Source organism: Leucobacter shiyiweii, from assembly GCF_052446065.1.
Lineage (GTDB): Bacteria > Actinomycetota > Actinomycetes > Actinomycetales > Microbacteriaceae > Leucobacter.
In genome coordinates this window covers 1,121,038-1,140,565 of the sequence record NZ_CM127080.1, presented here as the reverse complement: position 1 = coordinate 1,140,565, position 19,528 = coordinate 1,121,038, and the positions used below count along the sequence as shown (strand labels likewise).

General features: G+C 60.5%; 16 protein-coding genes and 3 tRNA genes. 17 read left to right on the top strand and 2 right to left on the bottom strand.

The window, feature by feature from the left end; genetic code table 11:
* Positions 1-116 precede the first annotated feature (116 nt).
* The 17 genes from thrS (at position 117) to clpX (ending at position 15,942) form a co-directional block, all read left to right on the top strand.
* Positions 117-2,081: a threonine--tRNA ligase gene (thrS, locus tag ACTNFJ_RS05325; RefSeq protein ID WP_435907187.1), complete on the top strand. Its 1,965-nt coding sequence runs from the start codon at positions 117-119 to the stop codon at positions 2,079-2,081.
* Entirely contained in the window at positions 2,069-2,638 is a 570-nt protein-coding gene (locus ACTNFJ_RS05320) for an HIT family protein (protein WP_435907186.1), read from the top strand. Before thrS ends, ACTNFJ_RS05320 begins: the two co-directional genes overlap by 13 nt.
* Positions 2,639-2,722: 84 nt before the next feature.
* On the top strand, positions 2,723-3,487 hold the full coding sequence (locus ACTNFJ_RS05315) for a YebC/PmpR family DNA-binding transcriptional regulator (protein WP_435907185.1): 765 nt from the start codon (positions 2,723-2,725) through the stop codon (positions 3,485-3,487).
* Positions 3,488-3,564: 77 nt separating this feature from the next.
* Positions 3,565-4,143 carry a crossover junction endodeoxyribonuclease RuvC gene (ruvC, locus tag ACTNFJ_RS05310; protein ID WP_435907184.1) on the top strand — a complete coding sequence of 193 codons (579 nt, stop codon included), beginning with the start codon at positions 3,565-3,567 and terminating at the stop codon, positions 4,141-4,143.
* A gap of 48 nt (positions 4,144-4,191) precedes the next feature.
* Positions 4,192-4,908, top strand: a complete 717-nt coding sequence (gene recO, locus ACTNFJ_RS05305) for a DNA repair protein RecO (RefSeq protein WP_435907183.1) — start codon at positions 4,192-4,194, stop codon at positions 4,906-4,908.
* 43 nt (positions 4,909-4,951) lie between these two features.
* Entirely contained in the window at positions 4,952-5,734 is a 783-nt protein-coding gene (locus ACTNFJ_RS05300) for an isoprenyl transferase (protein WP_435907182.1), read from the top strand.
* Positions 5,735-5,756: 22 nt separating this feature from the next.
* Entirely contained in the window at positions 5,757-6,944 is a 1,188-nt protein-coding gene (gene dusB, locus ACTNFJ_RS05295) for a tRNA dihydrouridine synthase DusB (protein ID WP_435907181.1), read from the top strand.
* A complete protein-coding gene (locus tag ACTNFJ_RS05290; protein ID WP_435907180.1) occupies positions 6,937-8,181 on the top strand; it encodes a deoxyguanosinetriphosphate triphosphohydrolase in 1,245 nt (414 codons plus the stop codon). The genes dusB and ACTNFJ_RS05290 overlap by 8 nt, the downstream gene beginning before the upstream one ends.
* 31 nt (positions 8,182-8,212) lie before the next feature.
* Entirely contained in the window at positions 8,213-10,120 is a 1,908-nt protein-coding gene (dnaG, locus tag ACTNFJ_RS05285) for a DNA primase (protein ID WP_435907179.1), read from the top strand.
* Between the two features lie 10 nt (positions 10,121-10,130).
* Positions 10,131-10,979 carry an ATP-binding cassette domain-containing protein gene (locus ACTNFJ_RS05280; protein ID WP_435907178.1) on the top strand — a complete coding sequence of 283 codons (849 nt, stop codon included), beginning with the start codon at positions 10,131-10,133 and terminating at the stop codon, positions 10,977-10,979.
* A 97-nt stretch (positions 10,980-11,076) separates the two neighbouring features.
* Positions 11,077-11,149, top strand: a tRNA-Asn gene (locus tag ACTNFJ_RS05275).
* Positions 11,150-11,265: 116 nt separating this feature from the next.
* Positions 11,266-11,336, top strand: a tRNA-Gly gene (locus ACTNFJ_RS05270).
* Between the two features lie 71 nt (positions 11,337-11,407).
* Positions 11,408-11,482, top strand: a tRNA-Pro gene (locus ACTNFJ_RS05265).
* 61 nt (positions 11,483-11,543) lie between these two features.
* Complete coding sequence (gene tig / locus ACTNFJ_RS05260; protein WP_435907177.1) at positions 11,544-13,079, top strand: trigger factor; 1,536 nt, start codon at positions 11,544-11,546, stop codon at positions 13,077-13,079.
* Between the two features lie 171 nt (positions 13,080-13,250).
* Positions 13,251-13,850, top strand: a complete 600-nt coding sequence (locus ACTNFJ_RS05255) for an ATP-dependent Clp protease proteolytic subunit (protein WP_444711798.1) — start codon at positions 13,251-13,253, stop codon at positions 13,848-13,850.
* An 8-nt stretch (positions 13,851-13,858) separates the two neighbouring features.
* Positions 13,859-14,530, top strand: coding sequence for an ATP-dependent Clp protease proteolytic subunit (locus ACTNFJ_RS05250; protein ID WP_435907251.1), 672 nt, complete (start codon positions 13,859-13,861; stop codon positions 14,528-14,530).
* Between the two features lie 134 nt (positions 14,531-14,664).
* Positions 14,665-15,942 (top strand): ATP-dependent Clp protease ATP-binding subunit ClpX, encoded by a 1,278-nt coding sequence (gene clpX / locus ACTNFJ_RS05245; RefSeq protein WP_435907176.1) that lies wholly within the window; start codon positions 14,665-14,667, stop codon positions 15,940-15,942.
* Between the two features lie 60 nt (positions 15,943-16,002).
* On the opposite strand, the gene ACTNFJ_RS05240 is transcribed toward clpX, so the two are convergent.
* Together ACTNFJ_RS05240 and valS are read right to left on the bottom strand one after the other, a co-directional pair.
* On the bottom strand, positions 16,003-16,509 hold the full coding sequence (locus tag ACTNFJ_RS05240) for a hypothetical protein (RefSeq protein ID WP_435907175.1): 507 nt from the start codon (positions 16,507-16,509) through the stop codon (positions 16,003-16,005).
* 298 nt (positions 16,510-16,807) lie between these two features.
* Positions 16,808-19,399, bottom strand: a complete 2,592-nt coding sequence (gene valS, locus ACTNFJ_RS05235) for a valine--tRNA ligase (protein ID WP_435907174.1) — start codon at positions 19,397-19,399, stop codon at positions 16,808-16,810.
* Between the last annotated feature and the right edge of the window lie 129 nt (positions 19,400-19,528).

Genomic DNA, 19,528 nt, shown 5'->3' with positions numbered 1-19,528 from the left:
TGACTCAAGGTAGGGCTCGGTTCACTCAAGAACCGAGCCTGATGCGTTCACCCACCGATTAGTGCCCGAGTGCACCCGGTAGGATTGTTGAGATATTCGTCGAAGGAGTGCCTGCCGTGGCAGATGGTTTCAGCCTGTTCAGTGATCGATCAATCGTTGCGATGCGCCTCAATGGCGAACTGCGAGACCTCGCCACAGAGGTGACCGATGCCGACACTGTCGAACCGGTTTCGCTCGACTCGGCAGATGGGATCGCTATCCTGCGGCACTCCGCTGCACACGTGCTTGCACAGGCCGTGCAGCGACTGACTCCCGAGACTAAGCTCGGGATCGGTCCACCCATCACCGACGGGTTCTATTACGATTTTGAACCCCCTGAAGCGTTCACTCCCGATGATCTGAAGCAAATCAGCTCTGAGATGGCGAAAATTGTCAAGCAGGGTCAGCGTTTCGTTCGCCGTGTAGTGACCGAGGACGAGGCACGTGCAGAGCTGGCTAATGAGCCATACAAACTTGAGCTCATCGGCCTGAAAGGCGGTGAGACCGGCGACGATAACGAAAGCGTCGAGATCGGAGGCGCCGAACTCACCATCTACGACAACGTTGATCCGAAGACCGGCGAGGTGTGCTGGAAAGACTTGTGTCGTGGGCCCCATGTTCCCAACACCAAAATGCTCGGCAATGGTTGGGCGCTCATGCGCAGCGCGGCAGCCTACTGGCGTGGCAGTGAGGCCAATCCGATGCTGCAGCGCATCTATGGCACCGCATGGGCGACTAAGGAAGAGCTCCGCGCCTACCAGACTCGACTGGAAGAGGCAGCCAAGCGAGACCATCGCAAGCTCGGTGTCGAGCTCGACCTGTTCAGCTTCCCCGATGAAATCGGCTCCGGCCTCGCGGTTTTTCACCCGCGAGGCGGCATCATTCGCCACGAGATCGAACAGTACATGCGTGAGCGCTTACTGCACCACGATTATCAGTTGGTGAATAGCCCGCACATCACGAAGGGCACCCTGTTTGAGACCAGCCAGCATCTGAACTGGTACAAGGAGGGCATGTTTCCTGCCATGCACCTTGACGCCGTGGAGGACGCAGAAGGGAAGGTCGTGAAGCCCGGCCAGGATTACTACCTGAAGCCGATGAACTGCCCCTTCCACAACCTCATTTACCGCGCCCGCGCCCGCAGCTACCGAGAGTTGCCGTTGCGACTAGCTGAGCTTGGCACGGTTTACCGCTACGAGAAGAGCGGCACTCTCTCGGGTCTGACCCGAGTTCGCGGTCTCACCCAAGACGACGCTCACATCTATGTAGCCGAAGAGAACGTGAAGGAAGAAATTAAGCGTCAGCTTGATTTCGTTTTCGAGACCTTGCGCGCATATGGACTTGACGACTTCTACCTCGAGCTCTCGACGCGTGACCCGAACAAGTCGGTCGGTACTGATGCGCAGTGGGATGTCGCGACGGCGACGCTCAGGGAGGTCGCTGAGGAATCGGGCTTAGAGCTGGTTTCTGATCCCGGTGGTGCCGCCTTCTACGGCCCGAAGATCTCGGTGCAGGCTCGCGATGCGATCGGTCGAACCTGGCAGCTGAGCACTGTGCAACTCGACTTCAATCAGCCAGAGCTGTTCGAGCTCGAATACGCGGCTGCGGACGGCACGCGGAAGCGTCCGATCATGATCCACCGCGCGCTGCTCGGCTCGATCGAGCGTTTCTTTGCCATCCTGCTTGAGCACTACGCGGGCGCGTTCCCGGCCTGGCTCTCACCCGTGCAGGTGGTCGGCATTCCGGTGGCGGAGCAGTACGGTGAGCACCTCGATGAGGTAATTGCGCGTCTACGGGAATTGGGTGTTCGAGCTGAGGTTGATCACAGTGACGACCGCATGCCGAAGAAGATTCGCACGCACACGAAGGCTAAGGTCCCATTCCAGCTCATCGCTGGAGAGGAGGATCGCGCGGCCGGGGCCGTGAGCTTCCGCTTCCGTGACGGTACCCAGATGAATGGTGTTCCCGTCGACGAGGCAGTGGATCGCATTGTTCGCGCCATCAAGAACCACGAGCAGGTGGCGACCGTATGGTCGGAATAAGTGATGGGGCAGAGCATCGTCGCGCCGAGTCAGTGACCGAGAGCGGGCTCGTGGGAGTGCCCGACGAGATGCAACGTCTCTGGACACCGCACCGTATGGTCTACATCGCAGACACCACCCAGCCCGAAGAACATAACTGTCCTTTTTGCAAGGCGCCGAGCCTGGAAGACGAGCAGGCGCTGATCGTTGCCCGTGGCGCGCACTCATTCGCACTGCTGAACCTGTATCCCTACAACACGGGCCACTTGCTTGTATGCCCGTATCGCCATATCTCTATGTACGACGAGGCGTCAATTGAGGAGGTCGCCGAGATCGCCCAACTCACACAAGTCGCGATGCGCGTGTTAAGAAATGTGATGGGATGTCACGGTTTTAACCTGGGAATGAACCAGGGCGCGATTGCCGGGGCCGGAATTGCGGCTCACCTGCATCAGCACGTCGTTCCGCGATGGCAGTCTGACGCGAACTTCTTCCCTATCATTGCGAAGACCAAGTCGCTCCCGCAGCTGCTCGGCGACGTACGAGCAAAGATCGCTGAGGCCTGGCCTGAGCCATAGCCTTCCGATCGGCGAGGCCCCTGGGTCGCGCCGGGATCTACCAGTACCCTGGGTAGCGAATCATCACAAGCGTAAGGATCAAGCGTGTCCGGACACTCAAAATGGGCGACCACCAAGCACAAAAAGGCCATCATCGACTCGCGTCGCGCGAAGGCGTTCGCCAAGTACATAAAGAATATCGAGGTAGCGGCCCGTATCGGTGGAGCCGACCTGCAAGGCAACCCGACCCTTGCTGATGCAATACACAAGGCCAAGAAGAACTCGGTCCCCGGTGACAACATTGACCGCGCGGTAAAGCGTGGTGCAGGCCTCACTGGCGACTCGGTTGAGTACACGACCATCATGTACGAGGGCTACGGGCCGAACGGGGTCGCGCTCTTGATCGAGTGTCTCACTGACAACAAGAACCGTGCCGCAGCCGAGGTGCGAACCGCCATGAATCGCAACGGCGGCAATATGGCGGATCCCGGGAGCGTTGCCTACAACTTCGAGCGAAAAGGTGTGATCGTCGTTCCTGCAGAGGGCACCACCGAAGACGATGTACTCATGGCCGTTTTGGAAGCAGGTGCCGAGGAGGTCGTGCAGACCCCGAATGGAGAAGCGTTCGAGGTTATCACTGAGGCGAGCAGTCTCGTCGCCACCCGCACGGCGCTGGTCGAAGCCGGCATCGATTACGATTCTGCCGACGCGGAGTTCGTGCCGAATCTCAAGGTCGAGGTGGATGCTGCCACCGCTCGTAAGGTCTTCCATCTCATTGAGGCGTTGGAAGACAGCGATGACGTGCAAAACGTGTTTTCGAATGTGGATCTCACTCCCGAAGTGCAGGCCGAACTTGGAGCCGACGAGTAACAGAGTTCTTGTCTGTGTGATTCCCAGGGTGTCAAGCTCGCGCCGGGTCTTGTGCAAACTGAAACGGAGGCCGAGCGGTGAGGATCATCGGTATCGACCCAGGCTTGACAAGATGCGGGGTTGGGATAGTGAGTTCCGGTCCCGGGCGAAATGTCACTTTTGAACACGTCGAGGTCCTGAAGAGTGCGGCGGATGCTGCTACGCCGTCGCGATTGTTGCAGATTGGTTCGAGTATCGCCCGCATGCTTGATGGGCAGGAGATCGGTGCGATTGCGCTCGAGCGGGTCTTCGCTCAGCAAAACCTTCCCAGCGTGATGGGAGTTGCGCAGATCAGTGGCGTGGTGATGTATCTCGCGGCGCAGCGGGAAATACCCGTGACGCTCTACACGCCGAATGAGGTGAAGTCCCAGGTCACCGGGTATGGTGCCGCAGACAAGGCCCAGGTCGGGCAGATGGTGGCGCGGTTGCTGCGCCTCGATGCCCCGCCACAGCCAGCTGATGCCTCCGACGCACTTGCTCTGGCCGTAACGCACGCCTGGAACTTGAACCGCGGCCGCGCATCCTCCGTGGCTGCGCCGGTGGGCGCTGAGACCCCGGCGCAGCGAGCCTGGCGCGAGGCGGAAGCGAAGTCGGGTAGGCGCCGAGGGAGCCGATAGGCGGTCTAGTGTCCCGCGATATCGCGCCCCACCTGAGATAATTTATCTGTGCCCCTGTACCGAGAAGAAGGGGTCGTGCTGCGTACCCAGAAGCTGGGCGAGGCCGACCGAATCGTGACCTTGCTCACTCGTGAGCGAGGGCTTCTTCGAGCTGTGGCAAAGGGTGTGCGTCGCACAACTTCGAGATTCGGCGCCCGCCTCGAACCCTTCATGGTGGCGGATTTACAACTCTTCGAGGGTCGAACGCTCGATACTGTCACCCAGGCAGAAACGCTCGGTGCCTATGGCCCGCGCATCAGCGCCGATTACGATCGGTATCGGGCAGGCAGCACGATGGTTGAGACCGCCGAGCGTGTTTCCGAGGGCGGACCCGCGCCCGAGCAGTATCGGCTCTTGGTTGGCGCATTGCGCACCCTTGCGACGGGTGAGATCCCGTCGGGGCTGGTCCGAGATGGATACCTGCTCCGCGCAATGGCTGCCGCTGGTTGGGCGCCGGGATTCAGTGAGTGTGTGCGGTGCGGTGCCCCAGGTCCGCATACCCAGGTCATTGTGCAGCTGGGTGGGGTTGTGTGCGAGGCATGCCGCGTGCCGGGGGGGCCTCGTCTCGAACCCAGCGGAATTGACCTGCTCGCCGCGCTCCTGACTGGTGATTGGAAGGGAGCCGTGAGTTCGAGCGACCAGGATCGCGGCCAGGCAGCCGGGGTCGTCGCTGCGTATACGCAGTGGCACCTCGAGCGTGGGCTACGGTCGTTCCGCACCCGTTGAGCGATAGTCTGAAAATTCTTGGCATTACCAGAGACGAGGAAGCATGCGCCTGGCACCGAGTGATCTCGTTCCGGTGGACTGGACCGGAGAGACGCCGCCGATTTTTTCCGGCACCATGCCACGGCACGTTGCCATCGTTATGGATGGCAACGGGAGATGGGCAAATCGGCGCGGTCTGCCGCGCGTTGAGGGCCACCGTATGGGGGAGCAGGCACTGCTCGATGTGGTTGCCGGAGCCATTCAGGCTGGTGTCACACATCTCAGTGTGTACGCCTTCTCCACCGAGAACTGGCGACGGTCGCCCGATGAGGTCCGCTTTCTGATGGGGTTCAACCGTGATGTTTTGCGGAGACGTCGGGAGCAACTCGATCACTGGAACGTTCGCATGCGTTGGGCCGGTCGCAGGCCCAAGCTGTGGGGATCGGTTCTGTCTGAGCTCAAGACCTCCGAGCGTGAGACCGCAGCAAACACCGGGCTCACCTTGACCATGTGTGTCAACTATGGAGGTCGTAACGAAATCACCGACGCGGTGCGTCTCATTGCCGCAGAGGTTGCTGCGGGGCGGCTGTCACCGCATGGCATTAACGAGCGCACCATCCAGAGACATCTCTATGTCCCAGAACTACCCGAGGTCGACCTGTTCTTGCGGAGTTCAGGTGAGCAACGCACCAGTAACTTTATGTTGTGGCAGGCGGCGTATGCGGAGATGGTCTTCTTGGACACGTTGTGGCCAGATTTTGACCGCAACGAATTGTGGCGAGCGATCGAAATATACCAAGAGCGTGACCGCCGTTTTGGCAGTGCCACCGATAAGCCAAGCACCTAGGACGATCTGAGAGAATGTTCTGATGCCTACCCCTGCAGCAACCACCGGCCGTCATCTGCGTATCGGTCCGCTCGAACTCGATGTTCCAGTCGTACTCGCGCCTATGGCAGGAATTACGAATACTGCGTTCCGCCGGTTGTGCCGTGAGCAGGGCGCCGGGTTGTACGTGAGCGAGATGATCACGAGCCGGGCGCTGGTTGAGCGAACACCTGAATCGCTGCGCCTGATTACGCACCATGAAACCGAAACCCCGCGCTCGATTCAGCTATACGGGGTGGATCCGAAAACGGTAGCCGAGGCCGTGCGATTTCTTGTCGATGAGGATCGGGCCGATCACATTGACCTCAACTTCGGTTGCCCTGTGCCCAAGGTGACGCGCAAGGGAGGTGGATCCGCGCTCCCATGGAAACTGGATTTGTTTCGTGCCATCGTCGAACAGGCGGTGAAGGCCGCAGGAAATCTGCCGCTCACAGTGAAGATGCGCAAGGGAATCGATCCCGAGCACCTCACATATCTGGAAGCCGCTCGCGCTGCCGAGGGCGCGGGCGTGGCGGCGATCGCGCTTCACGGGCGCACCGCGAGCGAATTCTATTCAGGACAGGCTGATTGGGCGGCAATTGCCACGCTGAAGGAAACGATCACGAGTGTGCCAATTCTGGGTAACGGCGACATCTGGTCGGCCGGCGATGCCATACGGATGGTGCGTGAGACTGGGTGCGACGGCGTAGTGGTGGGCCGAGGCTGCCTGGGGCGTCCGTGGCTCTTCGGTGATCTTGCCGCGGCGTTCAGGGCGGAGGCCGGTGAAATGACCGCCGAGGAGGCGGAGCGTTTGACTGCGAGGCCACCACTGGGTACCGTCATGAGCGCGATGCGCAGGCACACCGAGTTGTTGGTCGACTTCTTCGATGATGAAGATCGGGCGTGCCGCGATATTCGCAAGCACGTGGCCTGGTACTTCAAGGGCTACGGGGTTGGGGGAGACACTCGGCGCTCACTCTCTATGGTGGAGTCGCTCGCTCAGATGGACGAGATATTCGGCACGATGGATGCTCAGCTGCCTTATCCGGGCGAAGGCGCCGAGGGTCCGAGGGGGCGAGCAGGGTCTCCCAAGCGGCCGGTGCTGCCTCACGGCTGGCTCGAAAGCCGCAGTAGCGATCACATCGATTTCGGCGAGCTCGCAGAAGCCGAACGGGACGACTCAGGTGGTTGACGGCTACTGTGCTTCTGATGAGGAGCGTTTTGTTCCCGAGCAACATGGGGGCCACCGCACGAATTTTGCGCGAGACCGTGCCCGGGTGCTGCACTCGAGCGGATGGCGGAGGTTGGCTGCCAAGACGCAAGTGTTGAGTCCGACTGCTGGCATCGACTTTGCACGGAACCGCCTCACCCATTCGCTAGAGGTCGCCCAGATCGGGCGCGAACTTGCCGTTTCCTTAGGCCTAGCCCAAGATGTCGTTGACACTGCCTGTCTCGCCCATGATCTGGGTCATCCGCCATTTGGTCACAATGGCGAGCGGGCGCTCAACCAGTGGATGGCCGACTTCGGGGGTTTCGAAGGCAACGCACAGACCCTCCGGATCCTTACGAGGCTCGAACCCAAGCGTTTCGATGCGATTGGGCAGAGTGTGGGCCTTAATCTGACCCGCGCCACACTCGATGCCAGTTGCAAGTATCCGTGGTCCCTTCAGGACGCCGCAGCCGGAAGCGCCAAGTTCGGATACTTTGTCGACGATTCAGCAGTCTTTGAATGGATGAGGCGCGGGGCGCCTGAACGCCGGAAATGCGCTGAGGCTCAGGCCATGGATCTCTCGGACGACATTGCCTATTCGGTGCACGACTTTGAAGACGCGGTTGTCGGGGGGTACATCGATCCTGAGATTCTCACCTCGAAGTCGGGGCACGTGAGCCTGATCCGTGCGGTCGCCGGGTGGTCGAGTGGCACCTATTCGGAAGATGAACTGGGGGCTGCTTTCGATCGGATCGCGCGTGCCGAGACTTGGCTTACCCGGTGGGAGGGAACGCGCGCGGATCAGGCGAAGCTGAAAAACTTCACGAGTGACATGATCGGCCGATTCGCGGGCTCAGCGATCCGTGCCACACTCGACAAGACAGGTGGGAAGGCACTCGCACGCTACGGGGCCGACATTGTGGTGCCGCGTGCAATTCGTGCTGAAATTGCTGTCCTCAAAGGGATCGTGGCTGCCTTCGTGATGGAAAGTGGGCGCAGGCAGCCCACCTATCGCAGGCAGCGTGAGCTTTTGCTCGAGCTTACGCAGACCCTCTGGGATGCAGGGCCCAGTGACCTCGACGCCGCGTTCGCGGATGATTACCGGGCGGCCCCTGACGAGGCCACTGCGCGAAGAGCTGTCGTCGATCAGGTTGCCTCACTCACGGATCAGTCAGCCATCGCATGGTATCGCCGCTTGTGCGACGTGCCCCTGGTCTGAGACTGCACGGATCGCGATACACTCGGCAATCATGGCAGGGCGCATTCGAGCGAGCGACATCGAAGAGGTGAAACGCCGCACCAATCTCGCCGATGTGGTCGGTGACTACGTCGCGCTGAAGAACGGCGGCATTGACTCGATGAAGGGTCTGTGCCCTTTTCATGACGAGCGGAGCCCGAGCTTTCACGTTCGCCCCAGCCTCGGCTATTACCACTGCTTCGGGTGCGGAGAGTCGGGCGACGCGATCAGCTTCCTGCGCAATATGGACCACCTCACCTTCACGGAAGCCGTCGAGCGGCTCGCCGCTCGGATCCACTTCGTATTGACGTACGAAGAAGGCGGTGAGCGACGCGACGAAGGTCCCGCGCGAGCGCGCCTGCTCGCGGCGAACCAGGCAGCCCAGACCTTCTTTGCTGGACAGCTGAACGGCAATGAGGCCGCGTCTGCACGCGACTTCCTCGGCGCGCGAGGATTTGACGGGAGTGCGTGTGAGCGTTTCGGTGTCGGATACGCACCCAAGGGTTGGAGCAGTCTCTCAGATCACCTCCTTGGGCTCGGGTATACCCAACAGGAGCTGCTGCTTGCTGGTCTCCTTTCAGAGGGGCAGCGGGGGAGCTACGACCGATTCCGTGGGCGCATCGTGTGGCCGATTAGAGACACGAGCGGTCAAACGGTGGGGTTTGGCGCACGAAAGCTTTACGACGACGACAATGGACCGAAGTATCTCAACACGCCAGAGACACCGGTTTACCACAAGTCACGCGTGCTCTATGGTCTCGATCTCGCGAAGCGTGCGGTTGCGCGCGGGAAGCGAGTGGTCGTAGTCGAGGGTTACACCGACGTCATGGCGTGCCACCTCGCGGGGGTGGACGCTGCGGTCGCGACTTGCGGAACGGCTTTTGGGCGGGACCACATTGCGGTGCTCCGACGCATCATGGGCGACGACGCAGCTGCCGAAGTGATCTTCACCTTCGATCCCGACGAGGCCGGACAGAAAGCGGCTCTCCGTGCGTTTAGCGACGAGAAGCTCTTTAGCGCTCAGACATTCGTCGCGGTGGCACCTGAAGGGTTAGATCCCGCAGATTTGAGGCTCCATCGCGGCGACGAAGCCGTTCGTGAGATTTTCGAGCGAAAGGTCCCGCTCTTCCAGTTTGCGCTGAAGCAAGCGATATCCCGCTTTGATCTCAACACCGTGGAGGGGCGGGTGTCTGCGCTGCGGTCCGCTGCCCCAATCCTCGGGGACATCAAGGATCCCGGTTTGCGCCCGGCGTACACACGTGAACTTGCTCGGATGCTCGGCATCGACCTGGCGGAGGTGCAGCAAGCCGTGCGTGCGCAGATGGCGGCGTCTCCGGCGAGTGGGAGGGGGCGCGCGGGGCGGGAAGGGCTCGGACAGGGACGCCAATTTGATTCCACTCCGGCTGCACAGTCGGACCCTCACGAGAGAGCGGGATCCACACAACGCCGTTTTTCCCTGGGAGACCTGCCGTCTACGCCCTCAGCGAGGCTTGAGCGCGACGCCCTCATGGCTATGTTGCAGCATGGCGATGCGGTCGGTGTTGACCTGATGGCGCAGGCGGTGACCGCCGAGGTATACACACCGCCGCTGCGCGCGGTCCGAGACGCCATTGCAACTGAGATTGGGGCCCTCGGACAAGACGGCTGGCTCGGTCGCGTGGTGCAGGCCGCACCAGATCCACTGCGTGGGCTCGTGCGAGAACTCGCGATGGCCCCGATTCCTCATAAGAGTCAAGCTCACTTGGGAGCCTACGCGCGGGATATTGTCGCGGCGCTCCTAGATCGAGACCTTCTTGCGCTCAAAGCTGAACTGGTGGCCAGGCTCCAGCGCATCGGTGACACCCTCGACCCGGGTTTCCGTAGGATTCAGGAGCAACTAGCCGCACTCGAGACGGCAAGGCGCGCGCTACGAAACGAATAGGATCGAACTCATGGTTGAACCGAATCCTGAGGCTGACCCGTCCATTTCGGTGTCTGATCTTTCGTTGGGCTATCCCGCCCACGGAGGGGCCAAGGCATTTAACGCTGTCGAAGGTGTGAGCCTGGAAGTCGCGAAAGGTGGTGTCCTCGCGATCCTGGGTGAGAGTGGCTCAGGCAAGACCACACTGACCAGGTTTCTTTCTGCCCGTGGCGACGATGCTCTGGATAAAGGTGCTCGGGTGCAGCTCTCCGGAGGGGACGCCGCAGTCCTCGGTATCTCTCTGCGCCGACTGTCACGCCGTTCCGTGACACGTTTGACAGCGTACGTGGGGCACCTTGCACAAGATGCTGGGGCGACACTACCGCCTGACCTGAACGTGGGAGACATCCTGTTTCAGCCCATCGCGGAGAGAACGAAGCGGTTCGATCGCGACCAGCTCGGCCAGATCGTTGCAGAGATGATGGACTTGGTGGGACTGCCGCTCAGTAAACTGCAGGAATTTCCTTTCGAACTTTCAAAAGGCCAACGCCAGCGGGTGGCGGTCATGCGCTCGCTAATGCTTAACCCGACGGTGTACTTCGCTGACGAACCCACCCTCGGAGTTGATGCGAACAATCGGCCTCGGATTGTTGACCTGCTCACCTGGTACCGCGAGAAGAGCGGTGCGACCATGGTGTTGGTCAGTCACGATATCGGCGTCTTGGAAGCTCTCGTACAAGATGTTGTCGTGATGCAGCAGGGGCGGCTCGTTGGAGCCGGAGACATCAACGAGATCTTTCGCAACGCCGATCACGGGTATGTACTCCAGCTTGCGAAGGCCCTTCGCGCCACCGCGTACGATGAGGTGTCCGAGGAATAATCAACTCGATTCTTCAATCGAACGACAGAAACGGCGGGCCGATTTGCGGGCCGAATTGACGATTTGATAAGCTAGACGATGTTGCCCATGGCAATGATCCCCTGTAGCTCAGTTGGCAGAGCGCTTGACTGTTAATCAGGATGTCGCTGGTTCGAGCCCAGCCGGGGGAGCGCCCGAGGCCCCCACCTAATTGGTGGGGGCTTCTTCGCTTCCTGCACGTTTGGGAGTCGGAAATGTACTAGACTAGTGCGGGTGCGTTTGCGCGCTGGAGTGTGTGCAAGCTCTCGGGGATGTAGCTCAATGGTAGAGCCTCAGTCTTCCAAACTGATTACGCGGGTTCGATTCCCGTCATCCCCTCGGAAGCCCTCTGATTCACCTCAGGGGGATTTCAGGGATCCGAGTGATTCTTTTCGCCCGACAGGGCAGTACGGGGCGTAGCTCAGCTTGGCTAGAGCGCCCGCTTTGGGAGCGGGAGGTCGCAGGTTCGAATCCTGTCGCCCCGACACGAGTGCAGCGGTTCGCCGCACGTGCAACACCCGCGAAAATCGACACTGAGAGGCCAAATTGCCGAAGACGAATGCTGAGAAGCTCACCCCGACGCGGGTCAAGCTGACCGTCGCGATCACGATCGACGAACTCGAGCCGCACCTGAAGCAGGCTTACCAGACGATTTCCGAACAGGTCTCGATTCCTGGTTTCCGCAAGGGACATGTGCCGGCACCGATCATCGATCAGCGCATGGGTCGTGAGGCAGTTGTCGAGCAGGCCGTGAACTCTTCACTCGACGAGTTCTACCAGATCGCGCTCGCCGAGACCGACACCCGCCCTATGGGACGGCCGACCGCTGACGTTGAGCAGTGGCTTGATGTCAAGGATCCGAAAAGCGAAATCGTGCTCGCGTTTGAAGTTGAGGCTCGCCCCGAGTTCAAGCTTCCCAAGTACGCAGGTCTCAAGATCACTGTGGACAACGCCGAGGTCGGCGAGGATGCGGTCGAAAGCGAGCTCACGAAGCTGCGCGAGCGCTTCGGCAATTTGGTTACCGTCGATCGGCCCGCTGCGACCGGTGACTTCGTCGAGCTTGATCTCGTCGCACGCGTCGATGGCGCCGATGTAGATCAGGCCACGGGTGTCTCTTACGAGGTCGGTGCAGGCAACATGCTGCAGGGGCTTGATGAGGCTGTCGATACTCTGACCGCGGGCGAATCTACCACTTTCACGTCACAGCTCCTGGGCGGGGAGCACGAGGGCCGCGATGCAGAGGTCGAGGTCACCGTCACCGCAGTGAAGGTGCGCGAGCTCGCTGCAGCCGATGACGATTTCGCTCAGCTCGCGAGCGAATTCGACACGATCGATGAACTTCGGGAGAGCCTGGCCGAGCAAGCTAAGCAGGCTGCGGTCTTCGCGCAAGGCCGTCAGGCACGGGATCTCTTCACCGAGACGCTGATCGAAAAGGCCAAAATTCCTGCTTCGGAGGAGTTGGTCGAGGAAGAGGTGCACCGTCACCTCGAGGGCGAGAATCGTCTGGAAGATGACGAGCACCGTGCCGAGGTTCAGGTGTCGGCTGCCAAGCAGATCCAGCTGCAGCTGTTGCTCGACGCGATTGCCGAGGCAGAAGAGGTCACCCCGACCCAGAATGAACTTTCGCAGTATATTTTCCAGTCGGCGCAACAGTACGGCATGGATCCCTCGCAGTTCCTTCAGGCCCTTGGCCAGGGCGGCCAGATGGGCGTGATTGTTGGAGAGGTGACACGCAATAAAGCGCTCGCGATTGCACTCTCCAAGGCGAAGGTTGTCGATCAAGACGGTAATGCGGTTGACCTCAGTGAGTTCACCGCTGTGGATGATGAGGCTATTGCCGAGGTTATCAACGAGGCCGAAGAGATCGTCGAAGAGGCAGAAGCAGCTGAAGTGAGCGAACCGGCAGCGGACAAGGACTCGGCAGAAACTGCCGAAACCGATAAGCCGGCGAAGAAGCCTGCTGCGAAGAAGCCCGCCGCAAAGAAGCCTGCAGCCACAAAGGCTGCGGCATCGAAGACAACGGCAGAAAAGCCTGCGGCGAAGAAGAAGCCCGCCGCGAAGAAGGCAGATGACGCCGAGTAGTACTCGCCACTCAGCGTAGTCTTCGCGCCAAGAATCCCCGTCTCTGTCGAGGCGGGGATTCTTTCGTGCAGGGGCCTCGCAGCGCCTGACGGTGTGCCCAGGGCGAACACGGCCGCACAACCATCCGCGAATCGGTAGCCTCGTTACAAGTACCAATCGAAGGAGCGCCGCATGGCAGAAAACATGCCGCCGAACAGCGTGTTCGAGCGACTGCTAAAAGACCGGATCATTTGGCTGGGCAGTGAGGTGCGCGACGACAACGCGAACGAGATCTGCGCGAAGATCCTCCTGCTCGCGGCGGAGGACTCCGAGTCAGATATTTATCTGTACATCAACTCGCCTGGTGGATCCATCACCGCCGGCATGGCGATCTATGACACGATGAGCTTTGTCCCGAACGACATTGTCACCGTAGGGATTGGGATGGCGGCCTCGATGGGCCAGTTCCTCCTTACCGCTGGCACCAAGGGCAAGCGCTACATCACTCCGAACGCCCGTGTGCTGTTGCACCAGCCGCACGGAGGTTTCGGCGGCACCGCGAGCGACATTCAGACGCAGGCGCAGCTGATCACCTCGATGAAGAATCGCCTCGCAGAGATCACTGCTGCGCAGACCGGAAAGACGGTCGAGCAGATTAACGCGGACGGTGACCGCGACCGCTGGTTCAATGCGCAGGAAGCGCTGGAGTACGGGTTCGTCGATTACATCCGAGATTCCGCGACCGATGTCATCGGCGGCGGCGGCACCGGCAAGCAGGAGAGTGGGAAGTGAGCGATCAAATGGTGTACCCGCACATGCCACAACTGGGTGGCTCGGCCATTGGCTCCCCAAGTGCACGATACGTGCTCCCCACTTTCGAGGAGCGCACGGCTTACGGTTACAAGCGGCAGGATCCGTACGCGAAATTGTTCGAGGATCGCATCATCTTCCTCGGCGTGCAGGTCGACGACGCATCGGCGGACGACGTGATGGCTCAGTTGCTCGTGTTGGAGAGCCAGGACCCGGAGCGTGACATCACGATGTACATCAACTCTCCGGGCGGTTCTTTCACCGCGATGACCGCTATCTACGACACAATGCAGTACATTCGGCCACACGTGCAGACAGTTTGCCTGGGACAGGCAGCCTCTGCCGCGGCCGTCCTGCTCGCCGGCGGTTCACCCGGCAAGCGGCTCGCTCTCCCCAACGCGCGAGTGCTGATCCACCAGCCGTCAACAGGGCAGTCCGGGCACGGTCAGGCTTCCGATATTGAGATCCAGGCGCGTGAGATCCTCCGAATGCGCGAATGGCTTGAAGAGACGCTCTCAAAGCATTCGAAGCGCACTCCCGAAGAAGTGAATCGCGATATTGACCGCGACAAGATCCTGAGTGCGCAGGAAGCTCTTGAGTATGGTCTGGTCGACCAGGTTCTGACGAGTCGCAAGAATCCGCAGCCGGTCATCGGCTCGTAGCTACGTGTGAACGCTGCCCCGAAGTAGGATTCCAGGAGGAGGTCAGACTCCGGGGCGGCGTGCCGTGGCCGAGATTGTCAGTGGAGGCAGCTAGGCTCGGAGTACCGGGGTGACTTGCAGAAGGGGAACCGCGCATGGCGAAGATCGGTGAAAGCAGCGACCTGCTGAAGTGCTCCTTTTGTGGTAAGTCACAGAAGCAAGTACAGCAACTCATCGCGGGCCCGCAGATTTACATCTGTGACGAATGCGTGGGCTTGTGTAATGAGATCATCGAGGAACGGATGGCTGAAAATGCCGCCGAAGAGTCGACCGAGTTTGTGCTGCACAAACCGCGCGAGATTGCGGATTTCCTAGACCAGTACGTTATTGGGCAAGACCGGGCGAAGCAGTCGCTCGCGGTCGCCGTGTATAACCATTACAAGCGCGTTCGAGCCTTGAAGTCGCTCACGAGCGCCGAAGCTGCTTCTGAACAGGTTGAGATCGCCAAGTCCAATATCCTGATGCTTGGCCCCACCGGGTGCGGTAAGACCTACCTGGCCCAGTCGTTGGCTCGACAGCTCAACGTGCCCTTCGCCGTTGCCGACGCCACAGCGCTCACCGAAGCCGGCTACGTGGGCGAAGATGTCGAGAACATTCTGCTGAAGCTCCTTCAGGCGGCAGACTTTGACGTTCAGCGTGCGGAGACCGGGATCATCTACATTGATGAGGTTGACAAGATCACGCGTAAGGCCGAGAACCCCTCGATTACTCGGGATGTCTCGGGCGAAGGTGTGCAGCAGGCTCTGCTCAAGATTCTTGAAGGCACGGTCGCTTCGATTCCGCCCCAGGGAGGGCGGAAGCATCCGAATCAAGAATTCATTCAGCTCGACACCACGAACGTTCTGTTCATTGTCGCTGGCGCATTCTCTGGTCTTGAAGACATCATTGCAGCGCGCTTAGGCAAGGGCGGCATCGGCTTCGGTGCGCCGATGGCGAGCAAGCGCAACGAAGCTGAGCTGCTCGCGCAGGTGCAGCCGGAAGACTTGCATAAGTTCGGCCTGATTCCTGAGTTTATTGGGCGCCTGCCAGTTATCGCGACGGTCGACCCGCTCGATGTCGATGCCCTCGTGCGAATCCTTTCCGAACCGAGAAACGCGCTCGTCAAGCAATACCAGCGAATGTTTGAGCTTGACGGGGTTGGCCTCGAATTCGAAGAGTCCGCTCTCGTCTCGATCGCCGAGCTCGCCGTAGAGCGCAAGACAGGCGCCCGCGGGCTTCGGGCGATCCTTGAGGGCGTGCTCGGTCCGGTCATGTTTGATGTGCCCTCAAACGGTGAGATTACTAAGGTCATCGTCACGCGCGAATCGGTGCTGGGCGAAGCCGCTCCGAGGGTGCTCCAGAGTGCTGGTGCTGCCGAGGAGCGCAGCGCTTAGCAGAAGTCGATGGGTTCTCTGACTCTATTGTCGAATCGTGATTTTCGGGGTCAGTCGTCGCTACGCTGCAGCTCGAGTTATATCGAAGCTGAGCAGCACCGAGCCGTCCTCTTGCGGAATAGTGATGGCGACCGCCGACAACACGGCGCTCGAAAGCGTTGCCGCCCTCCCACCCTCCGGGACTTCCGACACGTCTGACTCGGTGAACCCGCCAAGCGCAACGATCTCGGACCAGAACACCGCGGCCTGGGTTGCATCCGGTGCACGGAGCACGACGAACCAGGCCGATTCGCCTCGACTTCCGGCATCATCAATTACTGCATCGGCGGGGAGCGGAAACTGATCGCTGGGGAAGGTTTCGGGCAGTTCGGTCGTCTTGACTGCCGGGTCGAAGTCGTCTGTGGGTTGGCTCCAACTGCTCTCGGGGTTTACCGTCTCAGATCCTTTCTCGGGCTGGCCCGCGATCTCGGCAGACTCGGGAGCGCACCCGGCTAAGCTCAGCGCGAGCAGCACCGCGCTCGTGCCTACCAACAGGCGTCCAACGAAGGAAGCTTCTGTGCGAATCATTTCCACTCCCTCATTCACTCAACCAGTCGTCCAAGTCGGCTGTGTCATCTGAGTCAGCACTGACGCTATCCCAAGGGTGCAGAACTGTGACGCGAGACGCCCCAGTTGCATCGAGTTCGACCAACACTAGCCCGTCGAGGGCACACTGTGGCCGTCCCTCGAGCCAGGTCAATGTCCACGCGTCAGCGTCCGGGTGCTGAGCTTCCTGCTCAGATATCGTCTCACGGAGCTCTTGGGGCACACTACGATGTGGTGGGTCACCCACCAGCCAGCGCGCTCCGAGTAGCATCAGGTTCTCCTAGGCCTCGGTCTGAGTTGCCAGTTGGATCTCACTGACCGTGACGGCCGCCACGTCTGCCTCCTCGATCCGGAGTTCAGCGATTCGACCGACTGCAGCCAGGTCTGCAGCCGCAAGTCGCAGACGCGCTGCATCGGCGCTTGGGGCGTGAATTACTGCGAGGTTGACAACCGTCTTCTGTGAGGCTTTCGCGGCAGTCTTCGCACCACGGATTCCTACAAGCGCACTACCCACGAGCGGAAGGAGGCCAGGATCTGCTTCCTCGCCGGAGAGCCTCGCCACCTCGTCGGTCACGGGCCATGCGGAGGTGTGCACCGAGCCAGTATTGAACCATGACCAGGTTTCCTCAGTCGCGAACGGAATGAATGGAGCAAAGAGACGCGTAAACACGGAAAGCGCCGCTCGCAGGGCGGTGACCGCCGAGGCTTGCTCTTGGCCGCTGCCGCCGTGAGCGCGTTCCTTCACGAGCTCCAGGTAATCGTCGCAAAAAGTCCAAAAGTAGGACTCTGCCAGTTCGAGCGCGCGGGCGTGGTCGTATCCGTCGAACGCACGAGTCGCCTCATCAATTACACGTTCTAGGCCGCCAAGCATCGCGCGGTCAATCGGTTCGGTGACTAATCCCGCAGCGCTGTCGTCAAAACTCAGCGTGAACTTCGCCGCGTTTAGCAGCTTGATGGCTAGCCGACGACCGATTTTGATTTGAGTCGGGTTTTGCGGATCGAATGCCGCATCCGTTCCGAGCTTCGCCGAAGCGGCCCAATAACGCACCGCGTCGCTGCCATGCTGCTCAAGCATGGCAGCAGGAGTGACGACGTTGCCCTTCGACTTCGACATCTTCTTGCGATCAGGGTCAAGGATCCATCCCGATATGCCCGCATGCTCCCAAGGGAGTCGTCCCGTCTCGAGTTCACTGCGCAGCAACGTGCTGAAGAGCCAGGTGCGGATAATGTCTTGGCCCTGAGGCCGGAGACTGAAGGGAAACACCAGGTCGAAGAGTTCTTGGTCTCGCTGCCACCCTCCCGCGAGCTGGGGCGTCAGGGACGAGGTCGCCCAGGTGTCCATCACGTCGACTTCCCCAATGAATCCACCCGGCAGCCCCCGCTGCGCTTCGTCAAACCCGGGCGGCACATCGATCGATGGGTCCACCGGCAACTCTTCTTCGCCGGGAAGAATCGGCTCTTCGAACAGAGGGTTGCCCTCGCTGTCGAGCGGGTACCAGACCGGAATAGGCACCCCAAAAAAGCGCTGCCTCGAGATCAACCAGTCGCCCGAAAGCCCTTCGACCCAGTTCTCGTATCGGACCCGCATGAATTCGGGGTGCCAGTGAAGCTCGCGACCGTGCGCGAGTAGTCGCTCGCGCAACTCGGGATCGTGTGCGCCATTCTTGATGTACCACTGTCGGGTCGAGACAATTTCGAGCGGTCGGTCGCCCTTCTCGAAGAACTTGACGGGATGCGTGATCCCCCGAATCTCGCCCAGCAATTCACCAGAGGCCTGCAAGAGTTCGACCATGGTCTGCTTCGCACTGAACACGGTCTTTCCGGCGATCTGCCCGTAGGCGGCGCGCCCGGTCTCGCTCGTTATGGCCTCCGGTGCCTCGGCGATCACGCGACCATCGAAACCCAGAATGCTCCTACTTGGAAGTTGCAACTCGCGCCACCAGATGACGTCGGTGACATCACCGAACGTGCAGATCATAGCGATGCCTGTGCCCTTGTCCTTCTGCGCGAGGTGGTGAGCAAGGATTGGCACCTCGACATCAAACAGCGGCGTCCGCACTGTCGTGCCAAAAAGGGGTTGGAATCTCTCATCGTCGGGGTGCGCGACGAGCGCCACACACGCGGCGAGGAGTTCGGGTCTGGTTGTGTCGATGAGGATGTCGCCGCCGCCGTCAGTGCGATGGAACGCGAGCGTGTGATAGGCGCCTGGCTGCTCTCGATCCTCAAGCTCGGCCTGCGCCACTGCGGTGCGAAACGTAACGTCCCAGAGGGTCGGCGCCTGCGCCTGATAGGCCTCTCCGCGTTGCACGTTGGAGAGGAACGCGAGTTGAGAGGCGCGAAGGGAGTCATCGGCGATCGTGCGATAGGTCTGCGACCAGTCAACAGAGAGCCCCAGGGTGCGCCAAAGATCCTCGAACTGCTTCTCATCTTCGACGGTGAGGCGTTCGCATAGCTCAATGAAGTTTCGGCGCGAAATCGGCTTCTGATCCGCTGCCTTGATGCTTTTCCCGTCCCCACCCTCATGGGGAGGTGTGAAATCAGCTTCGTAGGGGAGTGATGGGTCACAGCGCACTCCGTAGTAGTTCTGCACGCGACGCTCGGTGGGAAGACCGTTGTCATCCCACCCCATGGGGTAGAAGACGCGCTTGCCGCGCATGCGCTGATAGCGCGCAACTGTGTCGGTGTGCGTGTAGCTGAAAACGTGACCGACGTGCAGGGAGCCTGAAGCTGTGGGCGGGGGAGTGTCGATGCTGTAGACATCGTCGCGCGATGCTCCGGCGCGATCGAACCGGTACGTGCCGGCTTCCTCCCACGCAGCCCCCCACTTGGCTTCGAGGCCTTCGAGTTGGGGCTTGTCTGGGATCGCACTCATGCGTCTACTCCGGTTTCGCTATGGGCGGCACCGTGTCTGTGAGCTGCGCCGCTTGGCGCGATCCACTGAGTTCACTGGAAGGCTCGGGTGCCTGAAAGGGTTCGGGTAAAGCTTACCCTTCAAGGTGCC

Coding starts and splice junctions, on each gene's coding strand:
- ACTNFJ_RS05320 (WP_435907186.1), top strand. CDS start 2,069: ATGGTCGGAATAAGTGATGGGGCAGAGCATCGTCGCGCCGAGTCAGTG.
- ACTNFJ_RS05300 (WP_435907182.1), top strand. CDS start 4,952: ATGCGCCTGGCACCGAGTGATCTCGTTCCGGTGGACTGGACCGGAGAG.
- dnaG (WP_435907179.1), top strand. CDS start 8,213: ATGGCAGGGCGCATTCGAGCGAGCGACATCGAAGAGGTGAAACGCCGC.
- dusB (WP_435907181.1), top strand. CDS start 5,757: ATGCCTACCCCTGCAGCAACCACCGGCCGTCATCTGCGTATCGGTCCG.
- ACTNFJ_RS05250 (WP_435907251.1), top strand. CDS start 13,859: ATGGTGTACCCGCACATGCCACAACTGGGTGGCTCGGCCATTGGCTCC.
- ACTNFJ_RS05255 (WP_444711798.1), top strand. CDS start 13,251: ATGGCAGAAAACATGCCGCCGAACAGCGTGTTCGAGCGACTGCTAAAA.
- valS (WP_435907174.1), bottom strand. CDS start 19,399: ATGAGTGCGATCCCAGACAAGCCCCAACTCGAAGGCCTCGAAGCCAAG.
- clpX (WP_435907176.1), top strand. CDS start 14,665: ATGGCGAAGATCGGTGAAAGCAGCGACCTGCTGAAGTGCTCCTTTTGT.
- ACTNFJ_RS05280 (WP_435907178.1), top strand. CDS start 10,131: ATGGTTGAACCGAATCCTGAGGCTGACCCGTCCATTTCGGTGTCTGAT.
- ACTNFJ_RS05240 (WP_435907175.1), bottom strand. CDS start 16,509: ATGATTCGCACAGAAGCTTCCTTCGTTGGACGCCTGTTGGTAGGCACG.